Genomic DNA, 17,633 nt, shown 5'->3' with positions numbered 1-17,633 from the left:
CCGCGACTGAACTTCCGCGCGATGCGCGGGTCCAGTCCCCGGGTCCGCCGCCGATCCGCCGCGACGCCCGCGCCGCGGCGCGCGTCCGCTCCGTTCCCCGCCCTTCCCGCCTGAGGTTCCCATCATCGGCGCCATGCCTTCCGAGCCCGCCACCGCCGCGCCCGCACGCATCCCGCGCCACCTCGCCGTCATCATGGACGGCAACGGCCGCTGGGCCGAGCGCCGGCGCCGGCCGCGCATCATCGGCCACCGCGCCGGCGCGCGCGCGGTCAACGTGTGCATCGATTTCTGCATCGAGCGCGGCGTCGAGGCGCTGACCCTGTTCGCCTTCTCCAGCGAAAACTGGGGCCGGCCCGAGGACGAGGTCGGTGGCTTGATGAAGCTGTTCCTCAACGCGCTGGAGCGCGAGGTCGAGGAACTGCACCGGCGCGGCGTGCGCGTGCGCTTCATCGGCGAGCGCGACCGCTTCTCCGACAAGATCCGCCAACGCATGGCCGCGGCCGAGCGTCAGACCCAGGCCAACACCGTCCTGCACCTGACCATCGCCGCCAGCTACGGCGGCCGCTGGGACATCGCCCAGGCCGCGCGTTCGCTGGCCCAGGACGTGGCCGCCGGCCGGCTGGCCGCCGAAGCCATCGACGAGAACCTGCTGGCCGCGCGCATGTGCCTGGCCGACCTGCCGCCGCCGGACCTGTTCATCCGCACCGGCGGCGACACCCGCATCAGCAACTTCCTGCTGTGGCAGCTGGCCTACACCGAACTGTGGTTCACCGAAGCGCTGTGGCCGGAGCTCGACGCGGCCATGCTGCAGCGCGCGCTGGACGAATTCGGCGGGCGCGAGCGCCGCTTCGGCCTGACCGGGGCGCAGATCGCGGCCCAGACCAACGAGACCGTTGAATGACCAAAACCCGCCTGCTCGCCGCGCTGGTCATGGCGCCCGTGGCGATCGCCGCGATCTTGCTGTTGCCGACCCCGTGGTTGATCGCGGCGGCCGCGGTCGTGTTCCTGGCCGGGCTGTGGGAGTGGTTCGATCTGGCCGAGATCGAGGACACCCTCTCGCGCACCGTGCTGCTGGTGGTGCACATGGCGCTGATGGTGGCGATCGTGTGGGCCTCGCGCGGCGGCGGCGCCGGCGATCCGGCCCAGCCGCCGTCGATGGTGCTGTTCAAGATCGCGTCCCTGGTCGGGGTGATCTGGTGGCTGCTGGCCCTGCTGTGGCTGCAGCGCTTCAATTTCGCCAGCGACCACCGCACCTACGCGCGCATGTTCAAGCTGGCCGCGGCCGCGCTGAGCGTGATTCCGGCGTGGTGCGCGCTGACCTGGATCCACGCCGACGGCCCCAACGGCCATTGGTGGCTGCTGACCGCGCTGGCCGTGGTCTGGGCGGCCGATTCGGGCGCGTATTTCGCCGGGCGCAAGTTCGGCATGCTCAAGCTGGCCCCGCGGGTCAGCCCGAACAAGACCGTCGAAGGCCTGATCGGCGGCGCCGTCGCCGGCATCGCCGCCGGCGTCGGCTTCGCGCTGCTGGCCGGCGCGACCACCGCGCAACTGCCGTGGGTGGCGCTGGTGGCGCTGGTCGCGGTGCTGTTCTCGGTGGTCGGCGACCTGTTCGAGAGCTTGCTCAAGCGCCATGCCGGGGTCAAAGACTCCGGGCACCTGATTCCGGGCCACGGCGGCATCCTCGACCGCGTCGACGGCGTGCTCGCGGCGCTGCCCGCGTTCGCCCTGGGCAAGGCCATCTTCGGGTTCTGAGCCGATGACGCTGCCTATGCGCAAGGTCGCCGTGCTCGGCGCCACCGGTTCCATCGGCGCTTCGGCGCTGGACGTGATCGCCCGCCATCCGCAGGCGCTGCAGGCCACCGTGCTCGCCGCCGGCGGCAAGGTCGAGGCGCTGCTGGCGCTGTGCGAGCGGCATCGTCCGCTGCACGCGGTCATCGCCGATCCGGCCTGCTACGACGCCCTGCGCGACGGCCTGCGCGAGCGCGGCCTGCCGACCCAGGCGCATTGCGGCGGCGAGGCGCTGGTCGAACTGGCCGGCTCCGACGCCTGCGACACCGTGGTCGCGGCGATCGTCGGCGCCGCCGGCCTGGATTCCACGCTCGCCGCCGCGCGCGCCGGCAAGCGCCTGTTGCTGGCCAACAAGGAATCGCTGGTGCTGGCCGGCGAGCTGCTGATGCGCGCCGCGCACGAGGCCGGCGCGAGCATCGTGCCGATCGACAGCGAGCACAACGCGATCTTCCAGTGCCTGCCCGACGCCCACGCCCACGCCGGGCTCAAGCGGATCCTACTGACCGCCTCCGGCGGGCCGTTCCGCGGGCGTACACGTTCGCAATTGGGCGAAGTCACCCCGGAGCAGGCCGTCGCCCACCCGAAGTGGTCGATGGGCCCGAAGATCTCGGTCGACTCGGCCACGCTGATGAACAAGGGGCTGGAAGTGATCGAGGCCCACCACCTGTTCGGCCGCCCCGGGCTGCCGATCGAGGTGCTGGTGCATCCGCAGAGCCTGGTCCATTCGCTGGTCGAATTCGTCGACGGCTCGACCTTGGCCCAGCTCGGCCTGCCGGACATGCGCACCTCGCTGGCGGTCGGTTTCGGCTGGCCGCAGCGGATCGAGTCGGGGGTGTCGGGGCTGGACCTGCTCGCCCACGGCAAGCTCGAATTCGAGCGCCCGGACCTGGACGCCTTCCCCTGCCTGCGCCTGGCCTTCCAGGCCCTGGCCGCCGGCGGCACCGCGCCGGCCACGCTCAACGCCGCCAACGAAGTGGCCGTTTCAGCCTTTCTTCAGCGGCGCGTAGGCTTCCTAGCGATTCCCGCGCTGGTCGAGGACACCCTCGCCGCGCTTCCGCCCACCCCGGCCAGCTCGCTGGCGGCGCTGCGCGAGGCCGATCTCCAGGCCCGCCGCCACGCCGAGCAGGCGATCGGCCACGCCGCCCGACCCTGACCCGACACGGCCATGAGCGAAATCCTGGGCTCCCTGTGGTGGCTGATCATCAGCATCGGTTTGCTGGTGACCTTCCACGAATTCGGCCACTTTTGGGTCGCCCGCCGCTGCGGGGTCAAGGTGCTGCGCTTCTCCATCGGCTTCGGCAAGCCGCTGTGGATGCGGGTCGGCAAGGACGGCACCGAATACGCCATCGGCCGCATCCCGCTCGGCGGCTACGTCAAGATGCTCGACGAGCGCGAGTACGAGATCGGCGAAGCCCTGCAGCCCTACGCCTTCAACCGCAAGCCGGTGTGGCAACGCATCGCCATCGTCGCCGCCGGTCCGGCCGCCAACCTGATCCTGTGCGTGGCCTTCCTGTGGGGCATGTTCGTGATCGGCCGGCCCGATTACGCGCCGGTGGTCGGCAGCGTGTCGGCCATCGCCGCCGAATCCGGGCTGCGCCGCGGCGACACCATCGAATCCGTCGGCGAGCGCGCCACCCCGACCTGGAGCGAGGTGCAGATGGCGCTGATCCCGCACGCGCTCGACCGCGACGACGTGCCGGTCAAGGTCCGCGCCGAGAACGGCAGCGAGCTGGTCCGCACCCTGCGCCTGTCCCATCTGCCGGCCGAATTCGACCAGCGCCGCGCGGTCCAGGTGATCGGTCTGGCCGGCCGCCACGAGATGATTCCGGCGGTGATCGGCCGAGTGCTGCCGGACATGCCCGGCTGGCGCGTGCTGGCCGAGGGCGACCGCATCACCGCCCTGGACGGCGACCCGATCCCGAGCTGGAACGACCTGCCCGCCGCGGTCAAGCGCCTGGGCGAGCGCGGCGGCAAGGCGATGATCGAAGTCCAGCGCAACGGCGACCGTCTGGCGCTGGAAATCCAGCCGGCCTGGATCGAGCGCGACGGCCGCTCGTTCTGGGGCTTCGGCGTCGAACCAGCCAATCCGCCGGTGCCCCAGCGCGACGCGGTGCTGCGCTACGGCCCGCTGCAGGCGTTCCCGGCGGCGCTGCGCGAGAGCTGGCATCAGGCCAGCGAGCTGTACGCGATGATCGGCCGCGCCTTCACCGGCCGGGTCTCGCTGCAGAACACCGTGGCCGGCCCGGTCACCATCGGCCGCGCCGCCAACGCCTACGCCAACAACGGCCCGGCGTGGTACCTGCAGCTGCTGGCGATGCTGTCGCTGAGCCTGGGCATCCTGAACCTGCTGCCGATCCCGATCTTGGACGGCGGACACCTGCTGTATTACCTTATCGAGCTTGTTAAGGGCAGCCCAGTCAGCGAGCGAGCCATGGCGGCCGGGCATTTCGTCGGTCTGGCGTTGATCGCGAGCCTCATGGGGCTGGCGTTCTACAACGACATCTTGAACAACCTGGTGCGCTGAATGCCGGCCTGACGCTCGCTCCCTCGCTTCGCCCCGCTTTCCAAGCACGCTTCCCTGCCCGCTTCGCCCCCTGCCAGCGCCTCAGCGCGGCAAACAGCCCCCAACGGACGTAATGATGACGCGAATTCCTAATCGCCGCCTGCTCGCCCTCGCCCTTGCCACGGCAATGACCTCGGCCCCGGCGATTCCCGCGATGGCGCAGTCCGCCGATCCGTTCGCGCTGGGAGGCGGCGCCAAGACGCCGGCCGCCGGTTCGTTCACCGTCAGCGACATCCGCATCGACGGCCTGCAGCGCATTTCCGCCGGTACGGTCTTCACCTACCTGCCGGTCGAGCGCGGCGACACCATGGACAGCGCCAAGGCCGGCGACGCGATCCGCGCGCTGTACAAGACCGGCTTCTTCGAGGACGTGCAGCTCGACCGCCAGGGCACCATCCTGGTGGTGACCGTGACCGAGCGTCCGGCGATCAACAAGCTCACCCTCAGCGGCAACAAGGACATCAAGTCCGACGACCTGCTCAAGGGCCTGAAGGACATCGGCCTGGCCGAAGGCGAAACCTTCGACCGGCTGGCGCTGGACAAGGTCACCCAGGACTTGGCGCGCCAGTACAACAACCGCGGCAAGTACAACGTCGAGATCACCCCGACCGTGGCGCGGCTGGACCGCAACCGCGTCGACATCACGATCAACGTCAAGGAAGGCAAGGCGGCCAAGATCCGCCACATCAACCTGATCGGCAACGACAAGTTCGAGCAGAAGGACATCCTCAACGGCTGGGAGTCGCGCGAGCACAACTGGCTGAGCTGGTACCGCCGCGACGATCAGTACTCGCGCGAGAAGCTGTCCGGCGATCTGGAAAAGCTCAACGCCTACTACCTCGACCGCGGCTACGTCGATTTCAGCATCGACTCGACCCAGGTCTCGATCAGCCCCGACCGTCAGGACATGTTCCTCACCGCCGGCCTGAGCGAGGGCGACCAGTACAAGATCGCCAGCGTGCAGGTCACCGGCGACACCATCCTGCCGAAGGAAGACATCGAGAAGCTGGTCATCGTCAAGCCCGAGCAGATCTTCTCGCGGCGCTTGCTGGAGATCAGCTCCGACGCGATCACCGCGACCCTCGGCAACGTCGGCTACGCGTTCGCGCAGGTCAATCCGATCCCGGACATCAACCGCGAGAACAAGACCGTCGGCATCAACATGCAGGTGGTGCCGGGTCCGCGCGTGAACGTGCGCCGGGTCATCTTCAAGGGCAACACCCGCACCGGCGACGAGGTCTTGCGCCGCGAAATGCGCCAGTTCGAGGGCACGTGGTATTCGCAGGCGGCGATCGACCGTTCCAAGATCCGTCTGCAGGGCCTGGGCTACTTCGAGACCGTCGACGTCGAGAGCAAGCCGGTGCCCGGCAGCAACGATCAGGTCGACGTGGTCTACAACCTCAAGGAAACCACCTCCGGCAGCTTCGTGTTCGGCCTGGGCTATTCGCAGCTCGGCAAGCTGACCACGCAGATCCAGCTGTCGCAGAACAACTTCCTCGGCAGCGGCAACCGCGTGTCGGTGCAGGCGCAGCGCAGCTACTACCAAGAGCGCTTCGACTTCTCCTACACCAACCCCTACTTCACCGACGACGGCGTCTCGCTGGGCTACAACCTGTCGTGGCGCAAGTTGGACTACTCCGACTTCAACACCGCGCAGTACTCCACCACCAACGGCACCGCGCAGGTCGTGCTGGGCATTCCGCTGACCGAGACCGACGCCATCACCGGCCTGGTCGGCATCGACAGCAACGAGATCCTGATCGGCCGCAGCTACACCCCGCAGAGCATCGTCGATTACCTCGATGCGCTCGGCCACCGCACCTTCAAGGCCTGGCGCGCGCAGATCGGCTGGGGCCGCAACAGCCTCAACCACGCGCTGACCCCGACCGCCGGCACCCAGCAGCGCCTGTGGCTGGAAGCGACCCTGCCGGGCTCGACGGTCGAGTACTACAAGATCAACTACAGCTTCTCCAAGTTCTGGCCGCTGTCGCGCCATCTGGTGCTCAACACCCGCGCCGAACTGGGCTACGGCGACAGCTACGGCAGCGACACCAGCCGCGTGATCGACCGCGACGGCCCCGGCCCGCTGCCGCCGGAAACCATCACCGCGACCGGCCTGCCGTTCTTCGAGAACTTCTACGCCGGCGGCGTGCGTTCGGTGCGCGGCTTCACCGACAACACCCTGGGTCCGCGCGAGGCCTCCAACAACGGCACCTACGCGCAGCCGCTGGGCGGCGCGTTCAAGACCACCGGCTCGCTGGAAATGTACTTCCCGACCCTGCTCGACACTCCGGCCGCGCGCGTGTCGGCGTTCGTCGACTTCGGCAACGTCTACAAGGACTACGACGCCTTCGACGCGGGCGAACTGCGCGCCTCGGCCGGCATCGCGCTGATGTGGCGCTCGCCGATGGGCCCGATCTCGATCAGCTACGCGTTCCCGTTCAAGAAGCAGGACGACGTGCTCGACGTCAACGGCAAGAAGACCGGCCGCGGCGACGAACTCGAGCGCCTGCAGTTCACCTTCGGCGGCACGTTCTGAGCGCGGCCTCGCGGCCGCATCCTGGCGTGAATCCGGTTTCCTACACCGCGTCCGAACTGGCCGAGCGCTTCGCGCTCGGCCTGCACGGCGACGGCGACATCCGCGTCGCCGGCGTCGGCACCCTGGCCAAGGCCGGGCCGGCGCAATTGGCGTTCCTCGCCAATCCCAAATACCGCTCGCAGCTCGACGGCAGCGCCGCCGGCGTGGTGGTGATGCGCGAGGACGCGGCCGCGGGTTACCCCGGCACCGCGCTGATCGCGCGCGATCCCTACTCGGCCTTCGCCAAGATGTCCGCCCTGTTCGAGCCCAAGCCCGAACGCCCGGCCGGCATCCATCCCTCCGCGGCCATCGATCCCAGCGCCGAAGTCTCTCCGCTCGCCCACGTCGGCCCGTTCGTCAGCATCGGCGCGCGCAGCCGCATCGAAGCCGGCGCGATGCTCGGCCCGGGCTGCGTGATCGGCGACGACTGCATCGTCGGCGAAGGCTGCGAACTGGTCGCCCGGGTGACCCTGGTGACCCGGGTGCGGCTGGGGCGGCGCGTGCTGATCCACCCCGGCGCGGTGCTCGGCGCCGACGGCTTCGGTTTGGCGATGGAAGCCGGGCGCTGGCTCAAGGTGCCGCAGCTCGGCGGCGTATCGATCGGCGACGACTGCGAGATCGGCGCCAACACCACGATCGACCGCGGCGCCATCGAGGACACCGTGCTCGAAGAGGACGTGCGCCTCGACAACCAGATCCAGATCGGCCACAACGTCCACATCGGCGCGCACAGCGCCATGGCCGGCTGCTCGGCCGCGGCCGGCAGCGCCAAGATCGGCCGCTACTGCCTGATCGGCGGCGGCGCCGGCGTGCTGGGCCATCTGGAAGTCTGCGACAAGGTCACCATCACCGCGATGAGCCTGGTCACCCGCTCGATCCGCGAGCCCGGCGAGTACTCCTCCGGCACCCCGCTGATGGACAACCGCAGCTGGCGCAAGAACGCCGCGCGCTTCAAGCAGCTCGACGCGATCGCCCGGCGCACCCGCGGCGGTTCCGACGCGGACGAGGGCTGAGCCGCCCGCCCGGTCGCGCCGGGCTCCATACGGTGCCGCCACACCCGCCGGGGAAACTGCGGGACAATGACGGTACCGTGTCACACCACAAGGGCCGCCACGCACGGCGGCTGCGAGCACAGGACGTGCGATAAAGGACGAAAGACAAGATGAGCCAGACCCTGCAACTCCCGCTCGACGTGCCGGCGATCCAGCAACTGCTCCCGCACCGCTACCCGTTCCTGCTGATCGACCGCGTGCTGGAACTGGAACCGCACAAGCGCGTGCTCGCCATCAAGGGCGTGAGCTGCAACGAGCCTTTCTTCAACGGCCATTTCCCCGGCAACCCGGTCATGCCCGGCGTGCTGGTGATCGAGGCGCTGGCCCAGGCCGGCGGCCTGCTGACCCAGGTCTCGCACGGCGGCGTCGCCGCGGGCCGCTCGTTCTATCTGGTCAAGGTCGACAACGCCCGCTTCTCGCGCATGGTCGTGCCCGGCGACCGCCTGGAGCTGGAAGTCGATCTCAAGCGCATGATCCGCAACATGGCCTTGTTCCGCGGCGTCGCCCGCGTCGACGGCTGCGAGGTGGCCAGCGCCGACATCATGTGCGCCGAAGCCAAGGACTGATCCGATGAGCGCCACCATCCACCCCACCGCCTTCGTCGATCCCGCCGCGAAGCTCGGCGACGGCGTCGTGGTCGGCGCGTTCTGCTACATCGGCGCCGAGGTCGAGGTCGGCGACGGCACCGTGTTCGGCCCGCACTGCGTGGTCCACGGGCCGACCCGGATCGGCCGCGACAACCGCTTCCACGCGCAGTGCGCGATCGGCGGCGACCCGCAGGACAAGAAGTTCGCCGGCGAGCGCACCGAACTGGTAATCGGCGACGGCAACAGCTTCCGCGAGTTCGTCACCGTCAACCGCGGCACCGGCAGCGGCGGCGGCGTCACCCGCATCGGCGACCGCAACTGGCTGCTGGCCTACACCCACGTCGCCCACGATTGCCGCATCGGCAACGACTGCGTGTTCTCCAACAACTCCACGCTGGCCGGCCACGTCACCGTCGAAGACCACGTCATCATGAGCGGCTTCTCCGGCATCCATCAGTTCTGCCGGGTCGGCGCGCACGCCTTCATCGGCATGGGCGCGCTGGTCAACGGCGACGTCGCGCCGTTCCTGATGGTGGCCCAGGACGGCTACGGCCGCCCGCGCGGGATCAACGCCGAAGGGCTCAAGCGCCGCGGTTTCGGCCCCGAGCGCATCGCCGCGATCAAGCGCGCCTACCGCGCCGTCTTCATGTCCGGCACCTCGCTGGAGGAAGCGCGCGCCAAGCTCGAGGAGCTCGCCGCCGACAGCGTCGACGTGCGCGCGCTGCTCGACTTCATCGGCACCGGCGAGCGGCCGCTGCTGCGCTGAGGCGGCGATGAGCGCGACGGTCCAGCGCCTGCGCATCGGCCGGACCGTCGTCGCCTACGACATCGACGGCGCGCCGCACCGCGCCGAAGCCGCCGAACTGTTCATCGACGAACGCCCGCTCGCGCACTGGCTCGGCCTGACGCGCGATCTGGGCAACAGCGATACCGATCTCGACCTTGCCCTGCCGCCGGCGCTGGCCGAACGCGGCCGCGCCGCGTTCCTGGGCCTGCAGCCGGCGCACAACCAGTTCGGCTCGGGCCGGCTGGTGCTGTATCGCTGCCACTGCGGCTGCGACTACTGCGGCGTGATCTCCTGCATTCTGGAGCTTGACCGCGATCACGTCGTTTGGCGGCAAGTGACGCGCGAGGACGATACCGGCCCCATGGTCGGGCCGAATCCGGGCGAGAATGGCGGCGACGAGACCGCGGCGACCTCCGCGTCCGCCCCGCCCGGTCCGCTGCGATTCGTATTCGAACGCAGCCAGTACGAACTCGAACTGGAACGCCACTTCCAAGAGCGCCCCATCCCCCGATGAACGCCGCGACCGCCGCTCCCACCGCCCCCATCGACGAAATCTTTCCCGCCGCGCCGCCTCCGCCGCCGCGCTTCGCCCTGATCGCCGGCGAAGCCTCCGGCGACCTGCTCGGCGCGGGACTGATCCAGGAACTGCGCCGGCGCTATCCCGGCGCCGAGTTCGTCGGCATTGGCGGCGAGCAGATGCGCGCGGCCGGCATGGACACCTGGTTCGACGCCGGCGAACTGGCGGTGATGGGCTTGGTCGAAGTGCTCAAGCACCTGCCGCGGCTGCTGCGCCTGCGCCGCGACGTGCGCCAACGCATCCTGGATTGGAAGCCCGACGCCTTCATCGGCATCGACGCGCCCGACTTCAATCTCGGGGTCGAGCGCTGGCTCAAGCAGCGCGGCGTGCGCACCGCGCACTACGTCAGCCCGTCGGTGTGGGCGTGGCGGCGCAAGCGCGCGCAGAAGATCGGGCTCAGCGCCGACCGGGTGCTGTGCCTGTTCCCGATGGAGCCGCCGATCTACGCCGAATACGGCGTGGACGCGCGCTTCGTCGGCCATCCGCTCGCCGACGAGATGCCGGTGCAGCCCGACCGCGACGGCGCGCGCATGACCCTCGGGCTCGACGACGAAGCGCCGATCCTGGCGATGCTGCCGGGTTCGCGCGTGGGCGAGATCGAAACCCTGGCCGCCGATTTCATCGCCTGCGCCGCGCTGCTGCTGGCGGCCGAACCGCGCCTGGGCATCGTCGCGCCGATGGCCAGCGCGCGCGCGCGGGCCGCGTTCGAGCGCATCCTCGCCGCGCATCCCGACGGCGAACGCGTGCGCCGCGCGCTGCGCATCGTCGACCGCGGCGCGCGCACGGTGATGGTCGCCAGCGACGCGGTGCTGCTGGCCTCGGGCACCGCCACGCTGGAAGCGATGCTGGCCAAGCGGCCGATGGTGGTGGCCTACAAGGTCTCGCCGCTGACCTACACCCTGGTCAAGCGCCTGGGCATGCTCAAGGTCGACCACTACGCGCTGCCGAACGTGCTCGCCGGCGAAGCCGTGGTGCCCGAGCTGATGCAGCACGACTGCACCCCGGAAAACCTCGCCGGCGCGACCCTGCGCTGGCTGCGCGACCCCGCCGCGAGCGCGGCGCTGCTGCCGAAGTTCCAGCGCATCCACCTGGAGCTCAAGCGCGACGCCTCCGCGCGCGCCGCCGACGCCATCGGCGAGTTGATCGGCGAAGGCGCGGGCGCGAAACCGTCCGCGAGCCCGTGATTTAAACTCCAGGAACGAGCGACGAGTCGCGGCGACCGGCCGCCTCGTCGCTCCGCCCGCTTCGACTCGTTCCTCTTCACTCGTTCCTCTTCACTCGTTCCTCTTCACTCGTTCCTAGCCCTTGGACATTCCCACCGCCCCCACCCGCCGCAAGCCCCGCCTCATCGCCGGCGTCGACGAAGCCGGCCGCGGGCCGCTGGCCGGGCCGGTCGCGGTGGCCGCGGTGATCCTGCACCCGCGCCGGCGCATCGACGGGCTGGACGATTCCAAGAAGCTCACCGAGGCCAAGCGCGAGGCGCTGTTCCCGCTGATCCAGGAACGCGCGCTGGCGTGGCGGATCGAGTTCGTCGAGGTCGAGGAGATCGACCGCATCAACATCTTCCAGGCGACCATGGCCGGCATGTGCCGCGCGCTGACGGGCTTGAACCCGCAAGCGGATCTGGCGCGCGTGGACGGCAACCATCTGCCCAAGGGCCTGCCCTGCCGCGGCGAGGCGCTGATCGGCGGCGACGCGATCGAGCCGGCGATCATGGCCGCCTCGATCCTGGCCAAGGTCGCGCGCGACCGGCTCATGCAGCAATTGCACGAGACCTGGCCGCACTACGGCTTCGACCGCCACAAGGGCTATTCCACCGCCGCGCATCTGGCCGCGCTGCAGGCGCACGGGCCGTGTCCGCAGCACCGGCGCAGCTTCGCGCCGGTGCGCGACGCGTTCGTGCAGACCGAGCTGTTCTGAACATGGCCGCGGCCGACGACGCGCCCGCGCCGCGGGTGTTCGCGCAGTTGCTCGGCCGCGACGCGCACGCGCGCCTGCGTCCGGCGGTGCGCGAGTTCCACGAGGCCGGCGACGGCGTCTACGCGGGCGAAGCGCTGGTGCGCGGCGCCGCGCACGCGCCGGCGCGTTGGCTGCGTTGGTGGTTCGGGTTTCCGGTGCCGGCCGAACGCACGCCGGTGAGTCTGCGCATCGAAACCCGCGACGGCCGCGAGCGCTGGCACCGCCGCTTCGGCGCGCGCCGCTTCGCCTCCTCGTTCCATCCCGGCGCCGATGGGCGGCTGGCCGAAACCTTCGGCCCGTTCCGCTTCCGCTTCGCCCTGCGCGAAGACGCCGGCGCGCTGCATTGGGATTTCGCCGGCTGGGCGCTGGGCCCGCTGCCGCTGCCGCGCGCGCTCGGGCCGCGGATCGTGTCGTGGGAGGCGCAGGACGAGGACGGCGCGCTGCGGTTCTTCTCCCAGGCCGATTTCCCGCTGCTGGGGCGGCTCATTCACTACGACGGCCGGGTCCGCCGGGTCGACGCCGCCGACTGAACGCCGCGCCGTCCGCCTGAACGCTCAGGCGTGCCACAGGTCACAACGACTTCAGACCCTCGCGCGCAGACTCCGCCCAGGCGCATCGTTGGCCACGCTCCCAACGCACCGGTCCGCGTCGTTTTCCGGCCCGCGACGCGGACCTCCCCGCCCCCCGAAACGGGCCGGCCGCGAGGTGTCCCATGCGCATGCCTCACCCCACCCGGACCGCCGAGCCGCTGCCGTTCGAGCGCGCCCCGCCGTCGCACCACCACCAGCCCTACGAGCCGGCGATGGTCCTGCGCCCGGCCGCGATCGCCGCCTTCGACGCGCTGGTCCACGAGATCCACCCCGACGCCGCGCGGGTCGACGCCGACCGCCTGGAGCGCCTCGCCGGCTGGCTGGCGCAACTGCCGCCCGCGCAGGCCCGCCACGCCATCGACACCCGCCTGCGGTGCCTGCAGGACCTGCGCGCGATGGCCGCCGACCCGGCCTGGGATTGCGATTCGGCGACGCGCCGGCGCCTGCAGCGTTTGTTCGCCTACGTCGACCAAGGCGAGGACCTGATCGACGACCGGGTGCCGCTGCTGGGCCTGCTCGACGACGTGCTGCTGATCGAACTGACCTGGCCGGCGTTCGCGGCCGAAGCCGAGGACTACCGCGACTTCCGCGCCTATCTGCAGGTCGAACACCCGGCCGGCGACGCCGGCGAGCAGCGCGCGGCCTGGGTCCGCGACCGGCTGGCCGAGTTGGCCTTGCTGCAGCACCACGCGCGGGTCAGCGACAGCCATTACGCCAACGGGCGCACGCCGGAGCCGGTGTTTCGGGTGACTTGAGCGGGTTGGCGGCCGAGCGGCCCGTCATCGGGGCGTCGCGTGCGCGGCGCCTCGCGGCTGTGGCTGCGCCGGCGAGTGCGGTCGCGCCGTAGTTCGGATTGTCGCGGTCGCGGCTCACGCCGCTCCTACAGGCGGCTTCGGCCGCAACGGACTCGCCCTGTAGGAGCGGCGCAAGCCGCGACGCGCCACCCAACCCCGCATTCCCGCTCGCCGCGACATTCCCGCCCCACGCTCGCACCCGTTCCATCCGAAGCTACCTGCAGGAGTGGCGCAAGCCGCGACGCGGCCAATCGTCGGCCGAGAAAACCCGCAGCCGAGCCGCACCGCCCGACCTCGTATCCCCACCCGCCGCGACGCTCCACGGACAAACGCATACCCCCTCCGCCGCACCGAAACCACAACCGCCCAAAACCGCACAACGCCGCCGCCAGCCCCACCGCCAGCCACTCGTTCCTCGTTCCTCCCCGCTCGTTCCCCGCCCCACCCCGCTGTCAAGCCTTGCCCCAAACCACCGTACTGATACCCTGCAATCCGGCACTTTCCCCGCCGTGCCGACGGCCGTCCCGGGCTCTCGCCGCCAAGGCGCGAGGCTCACGGCACGATCTTCCCCGGCACGGCCGCAGACCCGGTACGCATGTCCGCTCCCTTCGTTCATCTCCACTTGCACAGCGAGTACTCGCTGGCCGACTCGACCCTCCGCATCGGCGATCTGGTCAAGCGTTGCGTCGCCCTCGGCCAGCCGGCCGTCGCCCTGACCGACGTCGACAACATCTTCGCCGCGGTCAAGTTCTACAAATCCTGCGAAGGCGCCGGCATCAAGCCGATCATCGGCGCCGACGTGCACCTCGCCGACGGCAACGAAGCCGCCACGCGCATGACCCTGCTGTGCCGCGACCGCGGCGGTTACCTGAGCCTGTCGCGCCTGCTCAGCCGCGCCTGGATGGAAGGCCACCGCACCGAAGGCGTGGTGCTGCGTCCGGAATGGCTGCGCGAGGACAACGACGGCCTGTTCGCGCTGGCCGGCCGCAACAGCCTTGGCGGACGCTTGGCCGCGACCAACCGCGAAGAACTCGCCCACGCCTGGCTGGTGGATTGGCAGGGCGTGTTCGGCGACCGCCTGCACCTGGAACTCACCCGCACCCAGCGCGACGGCGAAGACGCCTTCAACGCCTTCGCCCTGCACGCCGCGAGCAAGCGCGGCCTGCCGGTGGTGGCCAGCAACGACGCGCGCTTCCTCGACCGCGACGGCTTCGACGCGCACGAAGCGCGCGTGTGCATCGCCTCCGGCCGCGTGCTCGACGACCCCAAGCGCCCGCGCGACTACACCGAAGAGCAATACCTCAAGACCAGCGAGGAAATGGCCGCGCTGTTCGCCGACGCGCCCGACGCGATCGACAACGCCCTGGCCCTGGCCACGCGCTGCAACGTCGAGCTCAAGCTCGGCGAATACGCGCTGCCGGCGTTCCCCACGCCGAGCGACCACACCATCGAATCGTGGTTGCGCACGCAGTCGCGCGAAGGCCTGGCCAAGCGCCTGGAGAAGAACCCGCTCGCGCCCGGCAAGACCCGCGAGGAATACGACCAGCGCCTGGACGTGGAGCTGGACGTCATCATCAAGATGGGCTTCCCCGGCTACTTCCTGATCGTCGCGGACTTCATCAACTGGGCCAAGGACCACGAGATCCCGGTCGGCCCGGGCCGCGGTTCGGGCGCCGGTTCGCTGGTGGCGTGGGCGCTGGGCATCACCGATCTGGACCCGCTGCCCTACGACCTGCTGTTCGAGCGCTTCCTCAATCCCGAACGCGTGTCGATGCCCGACTTCGACATCGACTTCTGCATGGACCGCCGCGACGAGGTCATCGACTACGTCGCACGCAAGTACGGCCGCGACCGCGTCTCGCAGATCATCACCTACGGCACCATGGCCGCGAAGGCGGTGGTGCGCGACGCCGGGCGCGTGCTCGGCCATCCCTACGGCTTCGTCGACGGCATCGCCAAGCTGATCCCGATGACCTTGGGCATCTCGCTCGACGACGCGCTGGGCGAATCCGAGGCGGCGGCGAAGAATCCGGAACTGGCCTCGGCCGACCTGATCCAGCGCTACCGCAACGAAGACGACGTGCGCGACCTGCTCGACCTGGCGCGCAGCCTGGAAGACCTGACCCGCAACGCCGGCAAGCACGCCGGCGGCGTGGTGATCGCGCCGAGCCCGCTGTCGGATTTCTGCCCGCTGTTCGCCGAACACGACGGCGAGGGCCGCGGCCGCAACCCGGTGACCCAGTTCGACAAGGACGACGTCGAAGCCGTCGGCCTGGTCAAGTTCGACTTCCTCGGCCTGCGCACGCTGACGATCATCGATTGGGCGGTGCGCGCGATCAACAAGCGCCGCGCCAAGGAAGGGCTCGAACCGCTCGACGTCAACGCGCTGGAGCTGACCGACAAGCCCACTTACGAACTGTTCGCGCGCGGCGACACGGTCGCGGTGTTCCAGTTCGAATCGCGCGGCATGCGCGAGCTGCTCAAGCGCGCCAAGCCCGACACCTTCGAAGACATCATCGCGCTCGCCGCGCTGTTCCGTCCCGGCCCGCTGGGCTCGGGGATGGACAAGGACTGGGTCGACCGTAAGCACGGCAACGCCGAAGTCACCTATCCGCACGACTCGCTGGAACCGGTGCTGGCGCCGACCTACGGCGTCATCGTCTACCAGGAACAGGTGATGCAGATCGCCCAGGTCCTGGCCGGCTACACCCTCGGCGGCGCCGACATGCTGCGCCGCGCGATGGGCAAGAAGAAGCCGGAGGAGATGGCCAAGGAGCGCGCCAAGTTCGAAGCCGGCTGCGCCGAGCGCAACATCCCGGCCAAGCAGGCCAGCCCGATCTTCGACTTGATGGAGAAGTTCGCCGAGTACGGCTTCAACAAGTCGCACTCGGCCGCCTACGCGCTGGTCGCGTATCAGACCGGCTGGCTCAAGCGCCACTACGGCGCCGAGTTCATGGCCGCGACCTGCTCGTCGGACATGGACAACACCGACAAGGTGGTGAACTTCCTCGACGAAGCGCGGGTGATGGGCATCACCGTGCTGCCGCCGCACGTCAACGAATCGGAGTACATGTTCGAGGCGATCGACGCCAACACCATCCGCTACGGCATCGGCGCGGTGAAGGGCGTCGGCCGCGGCGTGTGCGAGGCGATCGTGGAAGCGCGCCGCGCCGGCCCGTTCGTCGACCTGCTCGACTTCTGCAAGCGCGTGGACAGCGGCAAGCTCAACCGTCGCGCGCTGGAAGCGCTGACCCACGCCGGCGCGCTCGACGGCCTGGGCAAGAACCGCGCGAGCCTGATGCTGCAGCTGCCCGAAGCGATCAAGGCCACCGACCAACTGGCGAAGGAACGCGCGGCGGGCCAGGTCTCGCTGTTCGGCGGCTTCGAAGCCGCCGCGCCTGCGCTGCACCTGGACCTGCCGGAAACCAACGAGTGGCCGCTGGCGCAGATCCTGCACGGCGAACGCGAAACCCTCGGCCACTACCTCAGCGGCCATCCCTTCGATCCGTACCGCGACGAGCTGCGTTCGCTGGTCGGCACCGACCTAGGCGAGCTCGAAGGCATCTGGGAAAAGCGCCCGGAAAGCGCGCGCAGCGGCTGGCGTCCGGAACTGGAAGTGATCGTCGCCGGCCAAGTCGTCGGCCTGCGCAAGAAGGGCGACAGCCAGATGTTCGTGCAGATCGAGGACGGCCGCGGCCGCCTGGAGTGCGCGTTCTTCTCCGAGACCTACAGCGAATTCGCCTCGATGCTCGCGCGCGACCGCCTGCTGGTGATCCAGGGCGGCCTGCGCGAGGACGCTTTCAGCGGCGGCTTCGCCCTGCGCGCGGCGCGCTGCTGGGACTACAACGCGGTCTGCGCCAAGCACGCCCAGCGTCTGGCCCTGCGCCTGGACCTGCGCGTGCCCGGCACCTGGCAGCGGGTCGACGCGCTGCTCGCCAAGCAACGCCCCGGCCCGACCCCGATCCGCCTGGACCTGCTGCGCGACGGCGCGGCCGGCATGCTCGACCTCAACGGCCCGCAGTCGGTGCGCATCGACGCCGAGCTGACCGGGCTGCTGCGCGCGCAGCCCGGGGTGAAGGCGGTGAAGCTGACGCTGTCGAAGCCGTGGGCGCGGTCCGGGGGCGATTGAGGCGGGAACGAGCGGAGAGAAACGAGGAACGAGTCGCCGGATCGGCTCGTTGCCGGGCTCTCCACGCCATCGCACCCGCCTTGGAGAAACCGAGCAACGAGTACGCCCCCACCCGTGCCGTTCGTTGCTCGTTCCTCTCCACTCGTTCCTCAGTTTCCGTACCCACCCCATGCCTATCGGTACGGTCGCGCCGCCTGAGCTAGACTGTCCCCTTCCCCGGCCCATGGCC

At 70.0% G+C, this 17,633-nt stretch carries 14 protein-coding genes; all 14 read left to right on the top strand.

What is annotated here, in order from left to right; genetic code table 11:
• Nucleotides 1-133: 133 nt before the first annotated feature.
• Nucleotides 134-901 (top strand): polyprenyl diphosphate synthase, encoded by a 768-nt coding sequence (gene uppS / locus J5226_RS13235; protein WP_215834976.1) that lies wholly within the window; start codon nt 134-136, stop codon nt 899-901.
• On the top strand, nt 898-1,752 hold the full coding sequence (locus J5226_RS13230; protein WP_215834975.1) for a phosphatidate cytidylyltransferase: 855 nt from the start codon (nt 898-900) through the stop codon (nt 1,750-1,752). Before uppS ends, J5226_RS13230 begins: the two co-directional genes overlap by 4 nt.
• A 4-nt stretch (nt 1,753-1,756) precedes the next feature.
• A complete protein-coding gene (gene dxr, locus J5226_RS13225) occupies nt 1,757-2,941 on the top strand; it encodes a 1-deoxy-D-xylulose-5-phosphate reductoisomerase (protein ID WP_215834974.1) in 1,185 nt (394 codons plus the stop codon).
• Between the two features lie 12 nt (nt 2,942-2,953).
• A complete protein-coding gene (rseP, locus tag J5226_RS13220) occupies nt 2,954-4,312 on the top strand; it encodes an RIP metalloprotease RseP (RefSeq protein WP_215834973.1) in 1,359 nt (452 codons plus the stop codon).
• Between the two features lie 115 nt (nt 4,313-4,427).
• The gene (gene bamA, locus J5226_RS13215) at nt 4,428-6,890 is read left to right on the top strand and encodes an outer membrane protein assembly factor BamA (RefSeq protein WP_215834972.1); all 2,463 of its coding nucleotides are present in this window, start codon (nt 4,428-4,430) and stop codon (nt 6,888-6,890) included.
• Nucleotides 6,891-6,916: 26 nt separating this feature from the next.
• Nucleotides 6,917-7,942 (top strand): UDP-3-O-(3-hydroxymyristoyl)glucosamine N-acyltransferase, encoded by a 1,026-nt coding sequence (gene lpxD, locus J5226_RS13210; RefSeq protein WP_215834971.1) that lies wholly within the window; start codon nt 6,917-6,919, stop codon nt 7,940-7,942.
• A 149-nt stretch (nt 7,943-8,091) separates the two neighbouring features.
• Entirely contained in the window at nt 8,092-8,547 is a 456-nt protein-coding gene (fabZ, locus tag J5226_RS13205; RefSeq protein ID WP_215834970.1) for a 3-hydroxyacyl-ACP dehydratase FabZ, read from the top strand.
• Nucleotides 8,548-8,551: 4 nt separating this feature from the next.
• Nucleotides 8,552-9,334: an acyl-ACP--UDP-N-acetylglucosamine O-acyltransferase gene (gene lpxA / locus J5226_RS13200; RefSeq protein ID WP_215834969.1), complete on the top strand. Its 783-nt coding sequence runs from the start codon at nt 8,552-8,554 to the stop codon at nt 9,332-9,334.
• 7 nt (nt 9,335-9,341) lie between these two features.
• The gene (locus J5226_RS13195) at nt 9,342-9,869 is read left to right on the top strand and encodes a hypothetical protein (protein ID WP_215834968.1); all 528 of its coding nucleotides are present in this window, start codon (nt 9,342-9,344) and stop codon (nt 9,867-9,869) included.
• The gene (lpxB, locus tag J5226_RS13190) at nt 9,866-11,116 is read left to right on the top strand and encodes a lipid-A-disaccharide synthase (RefSeq protein ID WP_215834967.1); all 1,251 of its coding nucleotides are present in this window, start codon (nt 9,866-9,868) and stop codon (nt 11,114-11,116) included. The genes J5226_RS13195 and lpxB overlap by 4 nt, the downstream gene beginning before the upstream one ends.
• A gap of 121 nt (nt 11,117-11,237) precedes the next feature.
• Nucleotides 11,238-11,852, top strand: a complete 615-nt coding sequence (rnhB, locus tag J5226_RS13185; protein ID WP_215834966.1) for a ribonuclease HII — start codon at nt 11,238-11,240, stop codon at nt 11,850-11,852.
• Nucleotides 11,853-11,854: 2 nt separating this feature from the next.
• A complete protein-coding gene (locus J5226_RS13180) occupies nt 11,855-12,421 on the top strand; it encodes a DUF4166 domain-containing protein (RefSeq protein WP_215834965.1) in 567 nt (188 codons plus the stop codon).
• 188 nt (nt 12,422-12,609) lie between these two features.
• Complete coding sequence (locus J5226_RS13175) at nt 12,610-13,236, top strand: hypothetical protein (RefSeq protein ID WP_215834964.1); 627 nt, start codon at nt 12,610-12,612, stop codon at nt 13,234-13,236.
• A 634-nt stretch (nt 13,237-13,870) separates the two neighbouring features.
• A complete protein-coding gene (gene dnaE / locus J5226_RS13170; protein ID WP_215834963.1) occupies nt 13,871-17,404 on the top strand; it encodes a DNA polymerase III subunit alpha in 3,534 nt (1,177 codons plus the stop codon).
• The last annotated feature ends 229 nt before the right edge of the window (nt 17,405-17,633 follow it).

Origin of the sequence: Lysobacter sp. K5869 (genome assembly GCF_018847975.1) — a bacterium.
Taxonomy (GTDB): Bacteria; Pseudomonadota; Gammaproteobacteria; order Xanthomonadales; family Xanthomonadaceae; genus Lysobacter.
The sequence above is the reverse complement of the archived record's forward strand: the minus strand, read 5'-3'. Positions and strand labels throughout refer to the sequence as shown.